This is a genomic window from Muribaculum sp. (assembly GCF_029051885.1).
Taxonomy (GTDB): domain Bacteria; phylum Bacteroidota; class Bacteroidia; order Bacteroidales; family Muribaculaceae; genus Muribaculum.
On sequence record NZ_JAIDKI010000233.1, the window covers coordinates 20,476 to 37,551 of the forward strand.

General features: G+C 52.4%; 11 protein-coding genes and 1 tRNA gene. 1 reads left to right on the forward strand and 11 read right to left on the reverse strand.

Annotated features, from left to right (window positions below; all coding sequences use genetic code 11):
• From porW to K2I50_RS09680, 11 genes are all read right to left on the reverse strand, one after another.
• Positions 1-2,973 (reverse strand): type IX secretion system periplasmic lipoprotein PorW/SprE, encoded by a 2,973-nt coding sequence (gene porW / locus K2I50_RS09630; RefSeq protein WP_301026107.1) that lies wholly within the window; start codon positions 2,971-2,973, stop codon positions 1-3.
• A 31-nt stretch (positions 2,974-3,004) separates the two neighbouring features.
• On the reverse strand, positions 3,005-3,820 hold the full coding sequence (locus K2I50_RS09635) for a metal ABC transporter permease (RefSeq protein WP_301026108.1): 816 nt from the start codon (positions 3,818-3,820) through the stop codon (positions 3,005-3,007).
• 29 nt (positions 3,821-3,849) lie between these two features.
• Entirely contained in the window at positions 3,850-4,302 is a 453-nt protein-coding gene (locus tag K2I50_RS09640; protein WP_301026109.1) for a phospholipase, read from the reverse strand.
• Positions 4,303-4,388: 86 nt separating this feature from the next.
• Positions 4,389-5,651, reverse strand: coding sequence for a 3-phosphoshikimate 1-carboxyvinyltransferase (locus K2I50_RS09645; RefSeq protein WP_301026110.1), 1,263 nt, complete (start codon positions 5,649-5,651; stop codon positions 4,389-4,391).
• Positions 5,652-5,858: 207 nt separating this feature from the next.
• Positions 5,859-7,067, reverse strand: a complete 1,209-nt coding sequence (locus K2I50_RS09650; protein ID WP_301026111.1) for an aminotransferase class V-fold PLP-dependent enzyme — start codon at positions 7,065-7,067, stop codon at positions 5,859-5,861.
• Between the two features lie 15 nt (positions 7,068-7,082).
• Positions 7,083-8,426, reverse strand: coding sequence for a Fe-S cluster assembly protein SufD (gene sufD, locus K2I50_RS09655; protein ID WP_301026112.1), 1,344 nt, complete (start codon positions 8,424-8,426; stop codon positions 7,083-7,085).
• Positions 8,427-8,434: 8 nt separating this feature from the next.
• Entirely contained in the window at positions 8,435-9,202 is a 768-nt protein-coding gene (gene sufC, locus K2I50_RS09660) for a Fe-S cluster assembly ATPase SufC (RefSeq protein ID WP_301026113.1), read from the reverse strand.
• A 63-nt stretch (positions 9,203-9,265) separates the two neighbouring features.
• A complete protein-coding gene (sufB, locus tag K2I50_RS09665; protein ID WP_301026115.1) occupies positions 9,266-10,738 on the reverse strand; it encodes a Fe-S cluster assembly protein SufB in 1,473 nt (490 codons plus the stop codon).
• Between the two features lie 107 nt (positions 10,739-10,845).
• Entirely contained in the window at positions 10,846-11,364 is a 519-nt protein-coding gene (locus K2I50_RS09670; RefSeq protein WP_301026116.1) for a CvpA family protein, read from the reverse strand.
• 186 nt (positions 11,365-11,550) lie between these two features.
• Entirely contained in the window at positions 11,551-13,725 is a 2,175-nt protein-coding gene (locus tag K2I50_RS09675) for a S9 family peptidase (protein WP_301026117.1), read from the reverse strand.
• Positions 13,726-13,838: 113 nt separating this feature from the next.
• Complete coding sequence (locus K2I50_RS09680; protein WP_301026118.1) at positions 13,839-16,664, reverse strand: TonB-dependent receptor; 2,826 nt, start codon at positions 16,662-16,664, stop codon at positions 13,839-13,841.
• Positions 16,665-16,999: 335 nt separating this feature from the next.
• Between K2I50_RS09680 and K2I50_RS09685 the strand changes: the two genes are divergently transcribed.
• Positions 17,000-17,074, forward strand: a tRNA-Val gene (locus K2I50_RS09685).
• Positions 17,075-17,076 lie beyond the last annotated feature (2 nt).

Genomic DNA, 17,076 nt, shown 5'->3' on the forward strand with positions numbered 1-17,076 from the left:
TTATTCGGATTGTATTGAGGATTCAGACTCGGCCTGAGGCTCTGTGGATTGGGGAGAGCTGTCGTCCGGCTCATCGTGGCCGGATGTTTCGGATGCATCATCAGCAGGAGTGTCATCAGTTCCTGACCGGCTATCGGGGATTTCATCGTCGCTGCTGTCGGTAAATCCAGGAGAGGCTGTCACAGGTTCTTCCTCGGCCTTGGAGTCGACATAGCGGAAATAATCCTCGAAGCTACGTCCCTGACGTATGAGTTTATCGAAATTATCCACACTTATCATCACCGGCCGCACCTCGGGTGGCAGAGTAAGGCGTCCCTCCTCGTCCATCACCTTACGGTAATGTGCGAGTTCCTCGAAATTGGCGAATCCCTTTATAAGCAACAGGCCGAGGCGTCCGAAGTTCATCTGCTCGAGGTCGAAATCGCGTACGACAAACGCACTGAAGTTGTGGTAGGCCACATCATACAACAGCTGATTGGCGTTGACCTCATCGGTAGGATATACCAGTACGAGCAACTGGGGAACATCCGGATTCAAATCAAACGTTATCGAGTCATTTTCGTTGAACACACTGTCATTGCCAAGGCGCAAATCCCACAACATGCCTCGGGTATTTGTATTACCGGCATGCAGCTTGCGTCCTTGTGCGAGCGCCTTAAGATAGGCCGACGCCAGTGGTGTGATATCGGTCTCCGGATAGCGTTCAAGGAGTTCCTTAAGAGTCGAGCGGAATTCCTCGGGCTTGTTCTCGGTGACATACGACAGCGCGTCGATAAACATGAATTTGGGCATAATCTTGCTCAGCGGATATCTCTGCATCATGTCGCGGTATGCGGCATGCACCTCCGTGTTGCGGTTGTTGAGATAAGCGTCATAGGCTTTCTCATACAGACTCTCCTGCTCGGCATGCATGCGCCGCAGATTGTCGATATATGCCGGATCGCGCATTGCCACCGCATACTTTGAGTCGGGAAACTCCTTCAGGATGAGCGCACGGTAATGTTCGGCAAGATTATGACGTCCGTCGCGGGCATACATCATATACATGTTGTAATATACGTCCAGACGATATATGTTGTCGGGATATCTCTTCATCAGGTCATTCCAGTCGACAGCCGCGGCATCGTAATCCTCCAGCTGGTCCTTCAGTATGAGTCCAATATTGTAAAGGCCATCCTGCACAACATCGGCGGCAGTCTGTTTCTCTTCAGGAGTTGACGGTATCTGCTTCAGATAGTACTCGCGGTTGTGCGGATCCGCTGCAAGCTGCGCGTCCTTATCCGAAGTCTCGGCCGAGGTATCCGTCACATCGGATTCCTCGGCAATGTCGGAAGCCTCTGTATCCGCGCTCTCCTCAGAGTTCTCGAAGTCATCAAAGCTGAATGAAGCCTTGTTTCTGCGCCTCCAGTCATCTTCAAGTTTGCGCGCTCCCCACCTTTTCTGGAATTCAGTGCGTCCGGCATTACGTGTAGCCGTATTGTAGAAGTACCAGGAATCGTCATTGTTGATCATGAATGTTGCGGGAGCCGATGCCGCGTTGCCGGTGTTCTGCATCTGCGACCCGTTGGCCTGCTGATCGGCGAGATATTCCTCACGCCGCTGACGCTCCGCCTCTTCGGCCTCAGCTTTTTTCAGGTCAGCTATAATCCGGTCGATTATTTTCAGCTGCTGCACCGAATCCATCTCCGAAAGCCGCAGCAAAGAGTCATTGAGAGTAACGTTCTGTGAATACACGGCCATCTCGTCGAGCACATCGCTGCGTCGCTTTATTGAATCAAGACCGGGATAGCTCTGCGGCAGCAGAGGTACAGCCTGGCTGTAGCATGGCTGGGCGAGGTCATAGCGATGGGTCTCGAAGTAGAGCCGTCCGAGAGCAAGCTGGTCGATGGCTTTCTCGATGCCGTTGCGTGTCGACTTCTCCGCGGCAAGACGATAGTTTTCTATAGCGTTGGCTGTGTCGCGGCGCGACAGATACAGATTGCCTATGGCATAATATATCTGGTCGAGATAATCCTTGTTGCGGTCGTAGCGTGTCATGCGACGCAACGCTTTCACTTCAGGCTCTATGGATGCGCCGGAATATACCTCGCTCTGGCGTATGCGCGCATTAATCTGTGTGCGATATGGCGAACTCGATGTCGAGGAGCGTTTGTATGCTTCGTAGGCCTTTTGGTTCTGCCCCTCACGCTGATACAGCTGTCCCAGCATGAAATTGAGACGCGACTTCTGGCTCCCATTGGCTGAGCGTGCCGCCTGCTCGAGATATGGAATCGCTTTCGACGGATTGGACGACCGGCTCCAATAGGAACTCTGCACCAGATTGTACAGATTGCGCAGGCGTGAATCGGCCTCAAGCTCTTTCTCAGGTATTTTCTCAAGTATATTTTCCGCCTCGAAGTCCCATCCCATCGACAGATACGAGCGCGCCTGCCATATACGTGCTTCCGTCACCGTAGCCGGAAGCCATGAGAAATGTCGGGTGATGTAGTAGAATGTAGCGGCGGCGCCAAGAAAATCGCCGTTGTTATACTGCGAGCGTCCCATCATCATCCACGCATTATGGAGAAACGGATTGTATTCATCACGTTTCATCCATGCCTTGTAGGCGGGATCAGAGGATTTTCCCGCTTTCTTTGCGGGCTTTTTCTTGATACTGCGCAATTGTATCGCTTTCTGGGCTTTCTCTATCGAACGGGTGAAATCTCCCGAAGGCTGAGGGGCCGATTCGTCGCGGCGCGCATCGGCCGGATGGGCGAAAAGCAGTTGGGAGTAATCGTCCTCATAGCTCGTCTCCATCTGCTTGAGAGTCTCCTTATAGTGCTCGTCGCCGTTATAATATATATTGTAGCGCGTAATAAACGCCTGGTACTTGCGTGTAGCGGCCGTGTTCTTGCGGAGACTGCACCCCGACAACACGGTCAGCATGACTACAAGCGCCACTATAATTACCCGTTCAAGCCTTATCCTGCCCATATACTGGTATATAACGCATTGCGTGTCTGTGTTATTGCATCCTACGACGCACTATCAGGCTGAAAGCCACACGCGACAGCAGGTAAACGCCAATCTGCAGTAATACAATCATGGCAGAGCACGGCACGTCGACTACAGTAGCCAGAAACAATCCGCCTGCCGAACTGACAACACCGACACCCGCGGCCATAGCCATAATGGAGATAAAGCGCCTGCACCATATCTCGGCTACGATTACAGGGACTGTCAGTATTGATATCAGCAGCATTATGCCGATAAGACGTATGGTCAACACAATGCCCACGGCTACCAAAGCTGTCATAAAGGTATTGACCCACCGCACCGGGAGGCCGGCCACCCTGGCGAAATCGCTGTCGAACGCACATGCCACCACAATCTTCCGGAAGCATGTCATAAACAATGCTGTCACTATGGTGTATACAGCAAACGCCAGCAGGTCGACACGGCTTATCGTGAGAACATTTCCAAATAGAAATGAATTCAGCTCAGGCACATATCCGGGGGTAAGAAACACAAACAGGATGCCTATAGCCATACCCCACGCCCATACGACGGCAATGGCGGAATCTTCCCGCACACGGTAGCGAGTGGACAGACTCTCGATGCCAAGTGCTGACGCTACAGCAAACACGGCGGCGGTAATGACCGGACTGAGGCCAAGAAAATATCCCAGGCCCAGCCCCCCGAAACATGCATGGGTAATGCCTCCGGTTATCGACACCATACGCCGGGTGGTTATATATGTGCCAATCATCGCCCCGGCAATACTTATGATTACCAGACCGACAAGCGCATACTGAAAGAATGTATAGTCAAGAAAACTCATGAAAAAGTGTCAGGAATGGATTAGGGGTGTCAGGCATGCTGCCGGCTACGGGCCTCGCGGGCCTCAGCCACAATCATCAGCAGTTCCTGGCGGATGGAAGTCGGCAAATTGATATCTCTCAACTGGATGCTCCTGCCCCACCCCGCTATATCGTCGGGAAGCAGTGTAAGCAGTACGTCGCGAAACTCTTCTATCTCCTCATCGGTATAGTCATCGGCGCCGCGCCCCCTGAAACGGTCAAGCTCCTCATCGTCGTAATATACTATCTCGGGGCTGACAGCCGTAAGAAGGCTGTCGCGCTCACATGTCATATGCATGCCGCAACAATCCTCACTGTCGGCCTCATCCTCTTGGGCCGTTGCTGCTGACACCTCTTCCGCTGTGACACTGCCGTCGTTGTGTCTGCGTGTAATGCGGTCGTGAATCCAGAGCACAACTCCGGCAACGAGAAGAATCAGCGATATTATCAATATTACTTCCATCTATTTACGTTTTGAAGTACGACGTTGGGCCCATGTGCCGAGTGCGATACAGGCCAGACCGATTCCTATGATAAAGAATACACCCATCACTCTTCGCCCTCCCCGGCTGAAATCTCCTCGATGATAAATCCGGCTGAGCGCAGATGTGCCCAGAAATCGGGATAGCTCTTCGACACGACCTCGGCATTGCGGATTATCAGGCCCGGCACATACCATGCAACCGGAGCAAATGACATGGCCATCCTGTGGTCATCATAAGTGTCAATCGCCACCGGTCTATTGCCGTCGACCCGACAACGTGCGCCTTCCCAAGCGATTGAACTATCGTCGATATCGACTACAAACGATATCTTCATCAGTTCGCGGCGAAGTGCCTCCAGTCGATCAGTCTCCTTAATCTTAAGGGTCTTAAGACCGGTGATGTGAAATGGTATGCCAAGCAGGCAACAGCTTACAGCCACCGTCTGAGCTATGTCAGGAACAGCGCTGAAATCGGCTTCGAAACGCGGTGTAAGGTCAGGGTCGGCCATCAGGTCGAGCACTCCCGGAAACTCATCGCTCTCCGCGGTGACAATGCCGAAACTGCGATAAATATCCTGAAGAGCTGAATCGCCCTGCATGCTGCCAGCCTTGTTAAGCCCGCGCAGTCCGATAGTGCCGAAGCTGAACGACTGAAGCTCATACCAGTATGATGCCGCACTCCAGTCGGCTTCGACGGTATAGGCCACAGGAGTATATGCCGCATGCGGGACGCTTATCATATTGCCCTCGCGCTGTGCGTCGACGCCCCACTCTGCCATTATACCGAGCGTCATGGAAATATATGGCTGCGATACCACATCGCCCTTTATATGCAGTTTCAGACCATCGGCCATCGTCGGTGCTATCATCAGCAGGGCCGATACAAACTGGGAGCTGACACCTCCGTCGAGAGATATTTCACCTCCGGCAAGAGCAGTGCCCTCAATCCGGAGTGGCGGATACCCCTCTTCACCGACATACTCGATATTTGCGCCACACGTGCGCAACGCATCGACCAGCGGCGCTATCGGTCTGCGGCGCATACGCTCCGAACCGTCGAGTGTGACCGTACGACCGGGAGCAGCTGCGAAATAGGCAGTCAGAAACCGCATGGCAGTACCGGCCGCACCTATCGACACAGTATCATCCGACGAATCAAGAGCAGCAAGCATGACATCGGTATCGTCGCATCGGGCAACCCTCGCAACATCACCGGAGCCGCCGGCAAGAGCATTGATTATCAACACTCTGTTGCTTATACTCTTTGAAAGAGGCAAATCTATAATCGCCTCAGGCAATTCTTCCGGCGGAAATATTCTGTAGTCCATATCAGTCAGTTTCTTATTGTGGCAACATAACCGATACTCTTCCTTACAGGCATTGGTATCCGGGCGTCGCCCTCGCCACAAATTTACTCATTTCCCATGAATTTACCATATCCCCACACCATGGAAAAGGCCGCTCGCCCACATAAACCATACGGAAGAATTACTACATGGAGCGACAAGACACCGGAAATTGCAGACGCATCACGCCTACAACAGCATTTGGGCGGCACGGCGGAGGGCTGTGATAAAGGCATCTACCTCATCGCGGGTATTATACAGGGCGAAAGAAGCGCGGGCCACACCCTCGACACCGAGGCGATGCATAAGCGGCTGGGCGCAATGATGGCCGGTACGCACGGCTATGCCCTGCTTGTCGAGGAGCATACCTACGTCATAGGGATGGGAATCGCCTATGAGAAACGATATTATGGCATCCTTGCCGGGAGCATTGCCGAAGATACGCACACCGGGTATCTCCTCCATCATACGGCCGGTAGCGTACTCCAGGAGATTGCGCTCGTGAACCTCAATATTACCGTATCCGACAGAGGTCACATAGTCGATAGCCCGGTGGAAGGCGGCTATATCGATAAAGTCGGGAGTGCCGGCTTCAAACTTGAACGGGAGCTCTGCAAAAGTGGTATGCTCGAAACTGACATGCCCTATCATCTCTCCGCCACCCTGATAGGGAGGCATCTTTTCAAGAAGGTCACGGCGTCCGTACAGCACCCCGACACCGGTAGGCCCATACATTTTATGGGAAGAGAACACATAAAAATCACATCCGAGGGCCTGCACGTCGACAGGACGGTGACTGACAGCCTGTGCTCCGTCAATAAGCACAGGTACTCCGTGACTGTGTGCTTCCCTTACAATCTCCTCAACCGGATTGACCGTACCGAGCACATTGCTCACATGGGTCACGGCCACCATCGCAGTCTTTTCGTTAAACAGCTTGCGATAAGCATCGAGGTCAAGCACTCCGTTGTCGTCCATGGGGATTACACGAAGTGTAACACCGCGTCCTATCAACTGCCACGGCACAATATTGGCATGATGCTCCATCACGCTGACTATTATCTCGGCCCCGTCGGGGATAAGCCGCCCGTAGGAAGAGGCCACAAGATTTATGGCCTCGGTAGTGCCTCTTGTAAATATAATTTCAGAGGTATGGGCGGCATCGATAAATCCGCGTACGCGCTCGCGCGCCTTCTCCTGAAGCATAGTCATCTCCTGAGAAAGGGCATGGACTCCGCGGTGCACGTTGGCCTTGGTATGGTAATAGGCGTGCTCGATAGCCTCCACCACACATGAAGGTGTCTGCGAGGTAGCGGTATTGTCGAGATATATCAGCGGCTTGCCGTATACGGTGCGGTCAAGAGCCGGGAAGTCATTGCGAAATGAAGCAGTGTCCATAGGTAGTCGGGGGGATTATTGCTGTATATGGCAGTCGCCACAGAATGATGTGCGTCCGTGGAGGCGCATCTCGACCAGATGGCGCAGACGGTCGCGGAGACCATCAAGGCCCACTGTATCGATTACATCGGCCATGAATGCCTGCATTAGCATGGTACGTGCGGTCTTCTCCGAGATACCGCGCTGACGCATGTAGAACAGCGCGTCCTGGTCAAGCTGTCCGGTAGTGGCGCCATGGCTGCACTTCACGTCGTCGCAATATATCAGGAGCTGCGGCTTGGTGTGCATTCGAGCGCCGTCCGATGCCAGCAGATTGCGGTTGCTCTGATATGCCTCGGTAAGTATTGCTCCGGGATGCACTGTAATTCCACCTTCAAAAGCACCGCGTGCTTCATCGTCAAGTATATATTTGAACATCTGCCGGCTATGGCAACGCGGAGCGCGGTGGTTTACCGTCGAGTCATTGTCGATATGCTGCTTTGCCGAACCTATGGCCATACCTCCGAGGAATGTATCACAATGCTGTCCGAGTATGTCGATAGTGTAGTCATTGCGGGTAGTGCCGTTGCTCAGAGTAGTGCCGTTAAGCAACAGATGCGACCCCTCCTGCTGAGTGGCATATGTCATGCTCCAGCGCGAGGTCAATGCCGACGACTCTTCCATGTCGTACAGTTCGAGCGAAGCGTTACGGCCCACGCTTATCTCGACAACCTGCTGCGAGAGGTATGCGCGGTCGCAATCCTGAGTATGGTCACACACGAGAATCTGAGCAGAGGCGTCGTCATCCACAACCACAAGCACACGGCGGAAAGCGGCAAGAGGCACACCGGCACTGAATATGTTGACAAGCTGCAAGGGCTTCTCAAGACGTACTCCGCGCGGCACATAGACCACCACGCCATCCTGCACTAGAAGAGTGTTGAGCGCTACTCCGACGTTTCCGGCAGGAGCGGTCTTGCCATAGTAGCGTTCGATAAGCTGCGGATGGGCAGCAGCCACTTTTGCAAGAGAGCCAAAGATGACACCCTGCGGCAAGCGCTGTGCATTGCCTTCAGCAGGTATGAAGGAGTCGTTGAGCACGAATCCCATGACTGTAGACATACGCGGCACCTCACACTTGAAGGTAGCGGCAACGTTGACCGGGATATGCACTCGCGAGATGTTTACACCGAAATCGGGCGCAAGCATATCCTCGATAGATGTCTTTTCATACCCTTCGGTACGTGTGGTGGGGAGCGTAGCTCCCTCCAGAGCCTCAAGCGCAGCGGGACGCAGCGCGTTGACTGCCGGCGCCGAATTGGCGTCGATGGCAGCGGCGTTGTCGCGGTAGAGGCTTATATATTGGTCGATGCTGCTCATGAGGCAAATTATTGTGCGTCAACTTCCTCTTTCAGCCAGTCGTAGCCACGTTCTTCCAGTTCGAGCGCCAGTTCGGGACCTCCGGTGCGGATTATACGTCCCTTATAGAGCACGTGGACAAAATCAGGCTTTATATAGTCGAGCAGACGCTGGTAATGTGTAATCACGATAGTGGCGTTGCGGTCGGTCTTCAGTGTGTTGACACCTCCGGCCACGATACGCAACGCATCGATATCAAGACCGGAGTCGGTCTCGTCGAGTATGGCGAGACGTGGCTCGAGCATAGCCATCTGGAATATCTCGTTGCGCTTCTTCTCGCCCCCTGAGAATCCCTCGTTGACCGAACGTGATGCCAGCTTGTTGTCAAGCTCCACAATAGCACGCTTCTGTCGCATAAGTTTCAGGAAGTCGCTTGCAGAAAGAGCCGGTTCGTTGAAATATTTGCGTTTCTCGTTGACAGCGGCGCGCATGAAGTTGACCATCGTCACTCCGGGAATCTCAACCGGATACTGGAACGAAAGGAACAGCCCCTCGTGGCTGCGGTCTTCAGCCGAAAGATCGAGCAGCTGCTTGCCGTGGAAGTCGACAGAGCCGCCTGTGACCTGATAGCCCGGTGCGCCGGCAAGCACCATCGACAAAGTCGACTTGCCTGAGCCGTTAGGCCCCATGATGGCATGTACCTCACCCGGGCGCACCTGCAGGTTGATTCCCTTTAATATCTCCTTGCCGTCGATGGAGGCATGGAGGTCTTTGATATCGAGAAGTAATTCTTCCATTGATATGATGTATTTTCTATTTTCTGTTATTCAAGAGCTTGCTATGCGGATTGCCGAGCCTTATCAGCCCACACTCCCTTCGAGCGAAATCTGTAGAAGTTTCTGCGCCTCTACGGCAAACTCCATCGGGAGTTTGTTCATAACCTCCTTGGCATAGCCGTTGACAATAAGTCCGATGGCCTCCTCGGTAGGTATGCCGCGCTGATTGCAGTAGAACACCTGGTCCTCGCTGATTTTCGACGTAGTAGCCTCGTGCTCCACCACGGCGGTATCGTTGAGCACGTCAATGTAAGGGAATGTGTGTGCGCCACAGTCGGGTCCGAGCAGCAGCGAATCGCATTGTGTATAATTGCGGCATCCGTCGGCGTCGGGAGCCACCTTCACCAGACCGCGGTAACTGTTCTGGCTATGGCCTGCCGAGATACCCTTGCTGACTATGGTAGAGCGGGTATTGCGACCAAGATGTATCATTTTTGTACCTGTGTCGGCCTGCTGACGGTTGCGTGTCACCGCCACAGAGTAGAACTCCCCTACACTGCCTTCACCTTTGAGGATGCAGCCGGGATATTTCCATGTGATGGCCGAGCCTGTCTCGACCTGTGTCCACGACAGCTTAGAGTAGTCGCCGCGGCAGAGTCCGCGTTTGGTCACAAAGTTGTAGACGCCTCCACGGCCGTCCTTGTCGCCGGCATACCAGTTCTGCACTGTAGAATATTTTACCTCGGCCCGGTCCTCTACAATGATTTCCACGATTGCGGCGTGGAGCTGATTTTCATCGCGCATAGGAGCGGTACAGCCTTCGAGATAGCTCACGTAGGCATCGTCGTCGGCCACTATCAGAGTGCGCTCGAACTGTCCGGTGCCGGCGGCATTTATGCGGAAATATGTCGACAGCTCCATAGGACAGCGCACACCCTTGGGTATATATACAAACGATCCGTCGGAGAATACCGCCGAATTAAGCGCCGCGAAGAAATTGTCGCGGTACGACACGACCTTGCCGAGATAGCGCTTCACAAGATCGGGATAGTCGCGTACGGCCTCAGAGAATGAGCAGAAGATTATGCCGAGCCGGGCAAGTTTCTCCTTGTGGGTGGTCTTTACCGACACAGAATCCATCACCGCGTCTACAGCCATGCCCGAGAGCATCTTCTGCTCGGCCAGAGGTATTCCGAGTTTGTCGAAAGTGTCGAGCAATTCAGGGTCGACCTCATCGAGGCTCTTCGGGCCCTCCTTCTTGCGCGGAGCGGCATAGTAGCTTATCGCCTGATAATCGATCGGGGGAATATCGAGATGAGCCCATGTCGGCATCTCAAGAGTAAGCCAGTAGCGGTAGGCGTTGAGACGGAACTCAAGCAGCCATTCCGGCTCCTGCTTCTTGGCTGAGATAAGGCGTATCACCTCCTCGCTCAGGCCGCGCGGTATGACGTCGGTGTCAATGTCGGATACAAAGCCATATTTGTATTCGCCTGAGGTGACATCCTTTATTACGTCGTCATTCTCTGTATTCTGGTTGTTGTTGTTATCAGAGCTCATATTTACAGTGACAGTATGTTTTAGTCCTTACTTCTGATATTTATAGTGTGTAAACGCGACAGGCGTGTCAATTGTTGCTTGCGTCGGCCAAGTCGGGGGGAACAATGCTATATCAAGTCGGGCATGGCCACGGATTCGGTACCGATGACTATGCCAAACATCTTCGGAGCGATTCTCATGACCCACGGGAGCATGTCGCCATCCATCAGGGTGGAGGTAGTGAAGATACTGCTTCCCGGAGCCGCCAGATACAACAGATTGAGAATGATACTCAATACCAACAGCCACTTGAACATTGCAAATACGCCTCCGAGCAGATGGTCGAGCCATCCGAACATGAGCGCATGGGTAAGCCTGTGGAGCATCGATGCCACGACACTGACGGTAAGCCATACAAGTATAAAAAGCAACACATTGCCTACAATAGCTGCCGAAGTAGCCGATTCAAAAGTGCCGGGAAGCATCTCGGCAAGCATGGCTCCTGCCTGCGAACCGAATATGCGGCATGCGACAAGCCCCAGCACGATACCTCCGAGCGAAGCCACCTGCCGTATCAGGCCTTTCCACACTCCATAGGCTATCGAGCCGAAAAGCACACATGTCAATATGATGTCTATTGCACTCACCGATAATTGATGCGCGTATACTGCGACACACTAAAATACCCGCAAAATTAGCAAATCCCCGCGACTTGGCCAATACCACAGCCCAAAGGGTGCGATACATTGACTTGAATCAATGGTAATTTGTGCTAAAAAATAAGGCCGCACTCCAATGCTGGAGGCGACCTTGTTCAATATGGGGTGCGATGTTTATTCGGCGGTATTGTCGGTATCGGCGGTGTAGGGCTTGTCCTTGAGCCAACGATCGAGCCAGCGGAAGAATACACGCTGCCACAGGATAGCGTTCTGAGGCTTGAGAATCCAGTGGTTTTCGTCGGGGAAGATAAGCATCTCGGCCGGTATGCCGCGGAGCTTGGCAGCGTTGAATGCCATCTCGCCCTGCGATGAGAGTATGCGATAGTCGTATTCGCCGTGGGTTATGAGTATGGGGGTATCCCATTTGTCGACGAAACGGTGGGGCGACATCTCAAATGTGCGCTGTGCGGTGGGGTTGCTCTTGTTCCAGTAAGCGCCGTAGTCGGGGAAGTCTTTAGTGTCGGCAGGTGCGTTCCATGCGCCGCCACCCATATCCCAGTTGGCAAACCACATCTCCTCTGTCTCAAGATACTGTGCCTCCATGTTGAAGATACCGGCATGTGCGATAAGGCATGCGAAACGGTGGTCGTGGTTGCCGGCAAGCCAGTAAACAGAGAAACCGCCGTAGCTTGCTCCGGTGGCACCGATATGTGCAGCGTCAATCCAGGGCTCTGTCTTCACGTGGTCGACAGCCGAGAGGTAGTCGCGCATGTTCTGTCCGGGATAGTCGCCGGAAATCTGTGCGTTCCATTCTGTGCCGAAGCCGGGGAGTCCGCGGCGGTTGGGTGCAATCACCACATAGCCGTGGGCAGCCATCAGAGCGAGATTCCAGCGGTAGCTCCAGAACTGGCTCACGGCCTGCTGGGGACCGCCCTGGCAGTACAGTAGACCGGGGTATTTCTGTGTGGGGTCAAAATTCTGAGGCTTGACAATCCAGGTAAGCATCTCCTTGCCATCGGTGGTGGGCACCATGCGGCGCTCTACGGTAGGCATAGTGAGCTGGGCGTAGATGTCGTCGTTGACAGTGGATATGGCGCGGGGCTCTTCGCCGGAAGCGGCATAATAGAGCTCGTTGGGACGGAGCATAGAGTGACGCATGGTCACGAGTGCGGTGTCGGACAGGGGTGCCAGACCGTCGTAGTCAAATTCGCCCTGGGCAATGACACTGATTGTTCCGTCGAGACCGATTGTAAACACCGGACGTACGCCGTCGCGATATGCCAGGAAGAAAAGTCCGCGGCCGGAAGGCTGCCAGGAGAAGGCATCGACAGTATAGTCCCAGGCGGCGGTAAGGTCGCGTTTTTCGCCGGTAGACATATCCATCACCATTATTCGGTTTTTATCGCTCTCATATCCGTCGTGCTCCATGCTGAGCCAAGCGAGCTGAGTGCCGTCGGGAGAGAATGCGGGCGCTGTGTCGTAGCCTCCCATTCCCTCGGTGAGATTGGTCACACTTTTTGAGGCAAGATCGTAGAGATAGAGGTCGGAATTGGTGGAGAGCGCATATTCCATACCGGTCTTCTTGCGCGACACATAGATAAGTTTCCGGCTGTCGGGCGACCATGCAAATGACTCGATGCCGCTGAAAGGTTTCATCGGCGCTTCATAAGGTTCGTCGGCCATTATATCGGTGACATCGGTCACTTCATTGCCGTCAAAAGCACCAAGGAAAGGATGAGGAATCTCTGTCACCCACTCGTCCCAGTGCTTGTACATAAGGTCGTCGATAATGCGGCCTGTGGCTTTGGGTAGATCGGGATAGACGTCGGAGGCTTTACGTGAGTATTTCACGTTGCTTACCATCAGTATATGTTTCTCGTCGGGAGAGATTACAAATCCGCTCACGCCTTTTTCGAGCTTGCTCACACACTTGCGGCCACTGCCGTCGGCATTCATGACCCATACCTGCATGGCATCACCATCTGGATAGAGGAATGCGATACGCTTGCCGTTCTCAATCCATACGGCGTTGCTTTCAGACTTAGGCGTGCGTGTAATACGCTGAGTGTCGGTACCGTCGACATTCATTACATAGAGATCATTGTTTGAGGCATTTTCCTCAACGCTCTCATAGCTTATGCCGAACAGGACCTTGGTCTTATCGGGCGATACTACCGGACCCGACACTCGGCCGAGCGCCTCAAGCGCCTCGATGCTGAATATTCCGTCGGCGCTCTTGAAGTCGGGTTTGTCAATCATCTTGCCATCTTCCGATGATGTGCCGGTACATGCGGCCGTGGTGGCAAGCAATGCTGCTGACATGATGATGTTTGAAAATTTTAAATTCATATATTATTGATTTGCAGAATTTAGTGCAAAATTAGCGATAAATACCCGAATACGCAAAAATGAAGAATCGCCTGTCGGATTATAGACAGGCGATTGCATGCGTTATGTACATATCAGAAACGAGGGGGGCGTCCACCTCCGGGGCCACGGCGCGGACCACCATATCTGCCAGGTCCTCCGGCTTCATTAAATCCGTCGGGGCGTTTGCCTTTTCCGAATGTGTTGAATCGGTAAGAGAAGGATAGCATGAAGTAGCGGGTGAGTGAATTGTAGCTTGTATCGTCGATATAGCTGGCTGTAACGCTACGGCTAAGCGACTTCTTGCTCTGAAGCAAGTCGTAGGCCTTTAGGGAGACCGTGGCATTGCGTTCGCGCAGGAACTGATAGGAAATCTGGGCATTCCACATCCATTCGTCGGAATCGTATCCTGCCGCGTATCCTCGATTGGCCGTAAAACTGAGGTCAGTGCCCAATACCAGTCCGAAAGGAGCATACCACTGGCCGTTGAAACGGGCTCCATAGTTGGTAATATCGTTGCTGCTTACGCTTTTAAGCGAATTGCTTGTAGTCTGGAGACCATAGAATGGCCGAAGCTCGAGATCCCAGTCATCAGTACGGAACGCGAGGCCGAGCGACGGACGGAAATTGAATGCTCCGCTACGGTTGCGCTGACCGTTATTGAATCCTATCGACTGTGTATAGCGTGAGAAGATATGTATATTAGTCTGCCAATGACGGTTGCGCAGAGGCATTGACATCATGCCGAAGAATCCGGCATTCCAATTACCGTTGACATTGGCATATGTGGTCTGCTGGCCGCCTGTCTGCTGATTGAATGTAGTTTTGCTCACAATCGCGTTCTGTGTCACCTGAGCGTCGGCCATGGCCATTATCGAGCGTTGAGCGTCGGCATTGAAGTCCTGGAAGCGAAAGCGCACATTATGAGAGAATGAGGGGTCGAGATTGGGATTACCGACAACAATGCGCAGAGGATTGGACATGTCGGCAACGGGCTGCAACTGGGTCATTGATGGGGCGGAGGTGCGTCCACGGTAATCGAGGGTGATACTGCGGGTCTTTGACAGTTTATGGCGGTAGCGGAGAAATGGAGCAACGTTCCATACCCACCGCGATATGTTTTTGTCGGTGTTGATCAGATTGTCGCTCTTAGTCATCGAGGGAGTAAGTCCGATTCCGACATTGAAATTGAAATCCTTGCTTATTTTTTTGAATCCGACCTGTATGCGCTGGTTGAAGAAACTGTTGCGGAAACGGTTGGAGAGATCGGGATTCCAGACCTCTTCAAGATAGTCTACGACAGGATCAGACCCATCGCCGGGATATGTGACGGGATGGTCATACACCATCTTGTCGGCATTATTCCAACGGTAGCTCATGCGATAGCTTATGTCGATGAAACGCCCTTTCTTCGCATCGCCTATCGGTTCGGTCCATGTGGCACGAAATCCGACAGTATTGCTCCATGTGTGATTGTCGGTATACTGGTCCTGCAAATCGTCAGGGTCCACACCCGGTGTGAAGAACTTGTTCCATGAGTAGGAGTAATCGTCCTCACGCACATTAGACATTGAGTATTCGGCCATAAGTGAGAATGAACGTCCGGGATGATTTTTAAACATATGATTGAACCAGAGTTCGGCGCCGGCTTCGTAGGAGTTTCCTTTGGAGTCGCCGGTATTGATACTGCGGTTGACCGGTGAACGCATCGCATCGCCGGCAGATGTAAGAGAACTGTCGGCGCTCAGCGAATGGTTGAAATTGAATGAGAACCTCGGACGCAGCTCCAATGTGGTAAACGAATCGGGCTTCCACTCGATACGGAAGTCGCCACGCACATTGTGTCCCTTGTCGCGCGATGCGCTCTGTGAATTAAGATACGATGCCGAGTCGGGGAATATATACTGACGTTCCTGACGCTTACGTGTGTCCTGATCCGTGTGGCTATACAGTACATCTCCACCGGCACGGAATGTCTCGTCCTGGCGACCGACATTGAAATTGAATCCGAGTGACTGGGAGGTATTCAACCCGTTGTTGCCTCCGAAACGACGGAAACGGCCGCCGTTGCTGTCGGTAAATCCGAGCTGGTTGATATTGTTGAAATTGCCAAGTAAAGTTATCTGATTTCCGTTCCAGAAGCGGTTGACATTGAAATCGCCCGCATAGCGGCTATCGGTACCGGCTCCGGCATTGACCACTCCAAACCAGCCATTTTTCATGCCAGGCTTTACGGTAAGGTTTATCACAGTCTCCTCTTCGCCGTCGTCGACACCAGTGAGGCGTGCAAGATCACTCTTGCGGTCTACCACCTGTAGTTTCTCAATCATAGTAGCAGGAAGATTTTTTGAGGCTACTTTGGGGTCATCGGAGAAAAACTCCTTGCCATCGACAAGTATTTTTTTTACTTCCTTGCCATGGGCGGTAATCTTTCCATCAGCATCGACCTCTACTCCGGGAAGTTTTTTAAGCAATTCCTCCATAGCGGCTCCCGGCTGTGTCTTGTATGAGCCGGCATTATACTCGACTGTGTCCTCTTTCACTACAATCTCAGTCTTAACCGCGGTGACAACAGCCTCCTTGAGCATAATCGATGATTCCTTAAGCACAATAGGCTTAAGTCGTACATTGGACGACGCAACCTTGACATCAGTATTGGAAGGGTCATATCCGATATATGAGGTCTGCACGATATAACTCCCTCGGTTTACTCCGGACAGAGTGAATCGCCCATCGATATTTGTAGTCCCACCTTTAACAAAAGAACTGTCTTTAGCCGACAGAAGCCTTACTGTAGCTTCAATCATTGGCTCCCCTATCGAATCGGTAACAGTGCCGCTTACAGTATAAGCCTTGGCACCGGCAACAGTAAAAATAAGCAAAGCGAAAGCCATCAACGGCTTACGTAAGAATTTCAGCATAACGCGTAGTGATATTTTATGAGAACAATCTTTTTTTGAAAATTAATACGCTTTGTTGGAGTATTTACACAAAAAAAGGTTTAACGATGAACGAAAATTTTTACGGTGTTTAACATTTAGGGATTTTCTTTAGTGGAATCACTATCATACTATGTACAACATGAAATATTTCTCCCACTGCCAACTTTGCAGCATATTATTATAAATCAACCAATTACATACACCACCCCAGAATCAGACTGCATTGATGCAAATTTTTTTCAAAAAAAGTCGCTCAAAAATTTGAAAGTTATACAAAAGTGCAGTAACTTTGCATCGCTTTAACGGAGAACACAGGGCGCTTAGCTCAGCTGGTTCAGAGCATCTGCCTTACAAGCAGAGGGTCGGGGGTTCGAATCCCTCAGCGCCCACA

What these genes read in the sequence shown, in the direction of transcription:
- sufC (WP_301026113.1), bottom strand. Translation starts at nt 9,202, where the DNA reads ATGGAAGAATTACTTCTCGATATCAAAGACCTCCATGCCTCCATCGAC.
- K2I50_RS09635 (WP_301026108.1), bottom strand. Translation starts at nt 3,820, where the DNA reads ATGAGTTTTCTTGACTATACATTCTTTCAGTATGCGCTTGTCGGTCTG.
- K2I50_RS09680 (WP_301026118.1), bottom strand. Translation starts at nt 16,664, where the DNA reads ATGCTGAAATTCTTACGTAAGCCGTTGATGGCTTTCGCTTTGCTTATT.
- porW (WP_301026107.1), bottom strand. Translation starts at nt 2,973, where the DNA reads ATGGGCAGGATAAGGCTTGAACGGGTAATTATAGTGGCGCTTGTAGTC.
- sufD (WP_301026112.1), bottom strand. Translation starts at nt 8,426, where the DNA reads ATGAGCAGCATCGACCAATATATAAGCCTCTACCGCGACAACGCCGCT.
- K2I50_RS09675 (WP_301026117.1), bottom strand. Translation starts at nt 13,725, where the DNA reads ATGAATTTAAAATTTTCAAACATCATCATGTCAGCAGCATTGCTTGCC.
- K2I50_RS09645 (WP_301026110.1), bottom strand. Translation starts at nt 5,651, where the DNA reads ATGGACTACAGAATATTTCCGCCGGAAGAATTGCCTGAGGCGATTATA.
- K2I50_RS09640 (WP_301026109.1), bottom strand. Translation starts at nt 4,302, where the DNA reads ATGGAAGTAATATTGATAATATCGCTGATTCTTCTCGTTGCCGGAGTT.
- K2I50_RS09650 (WP_301026111.1), bottom strand. Translation starts at nt 7,067, where the DNA reads ATGGACACTGCTTCATTTCGCAATGACTTCCCGGCTCTTGACCGCACC.
- sufB (WP_301026115.1), bottom strand. Translation starts at nt 10,738, where the DNA reads ATGAGCTCTGATAACAACAACAACCAGAATACAGAGAATGACGACGTA.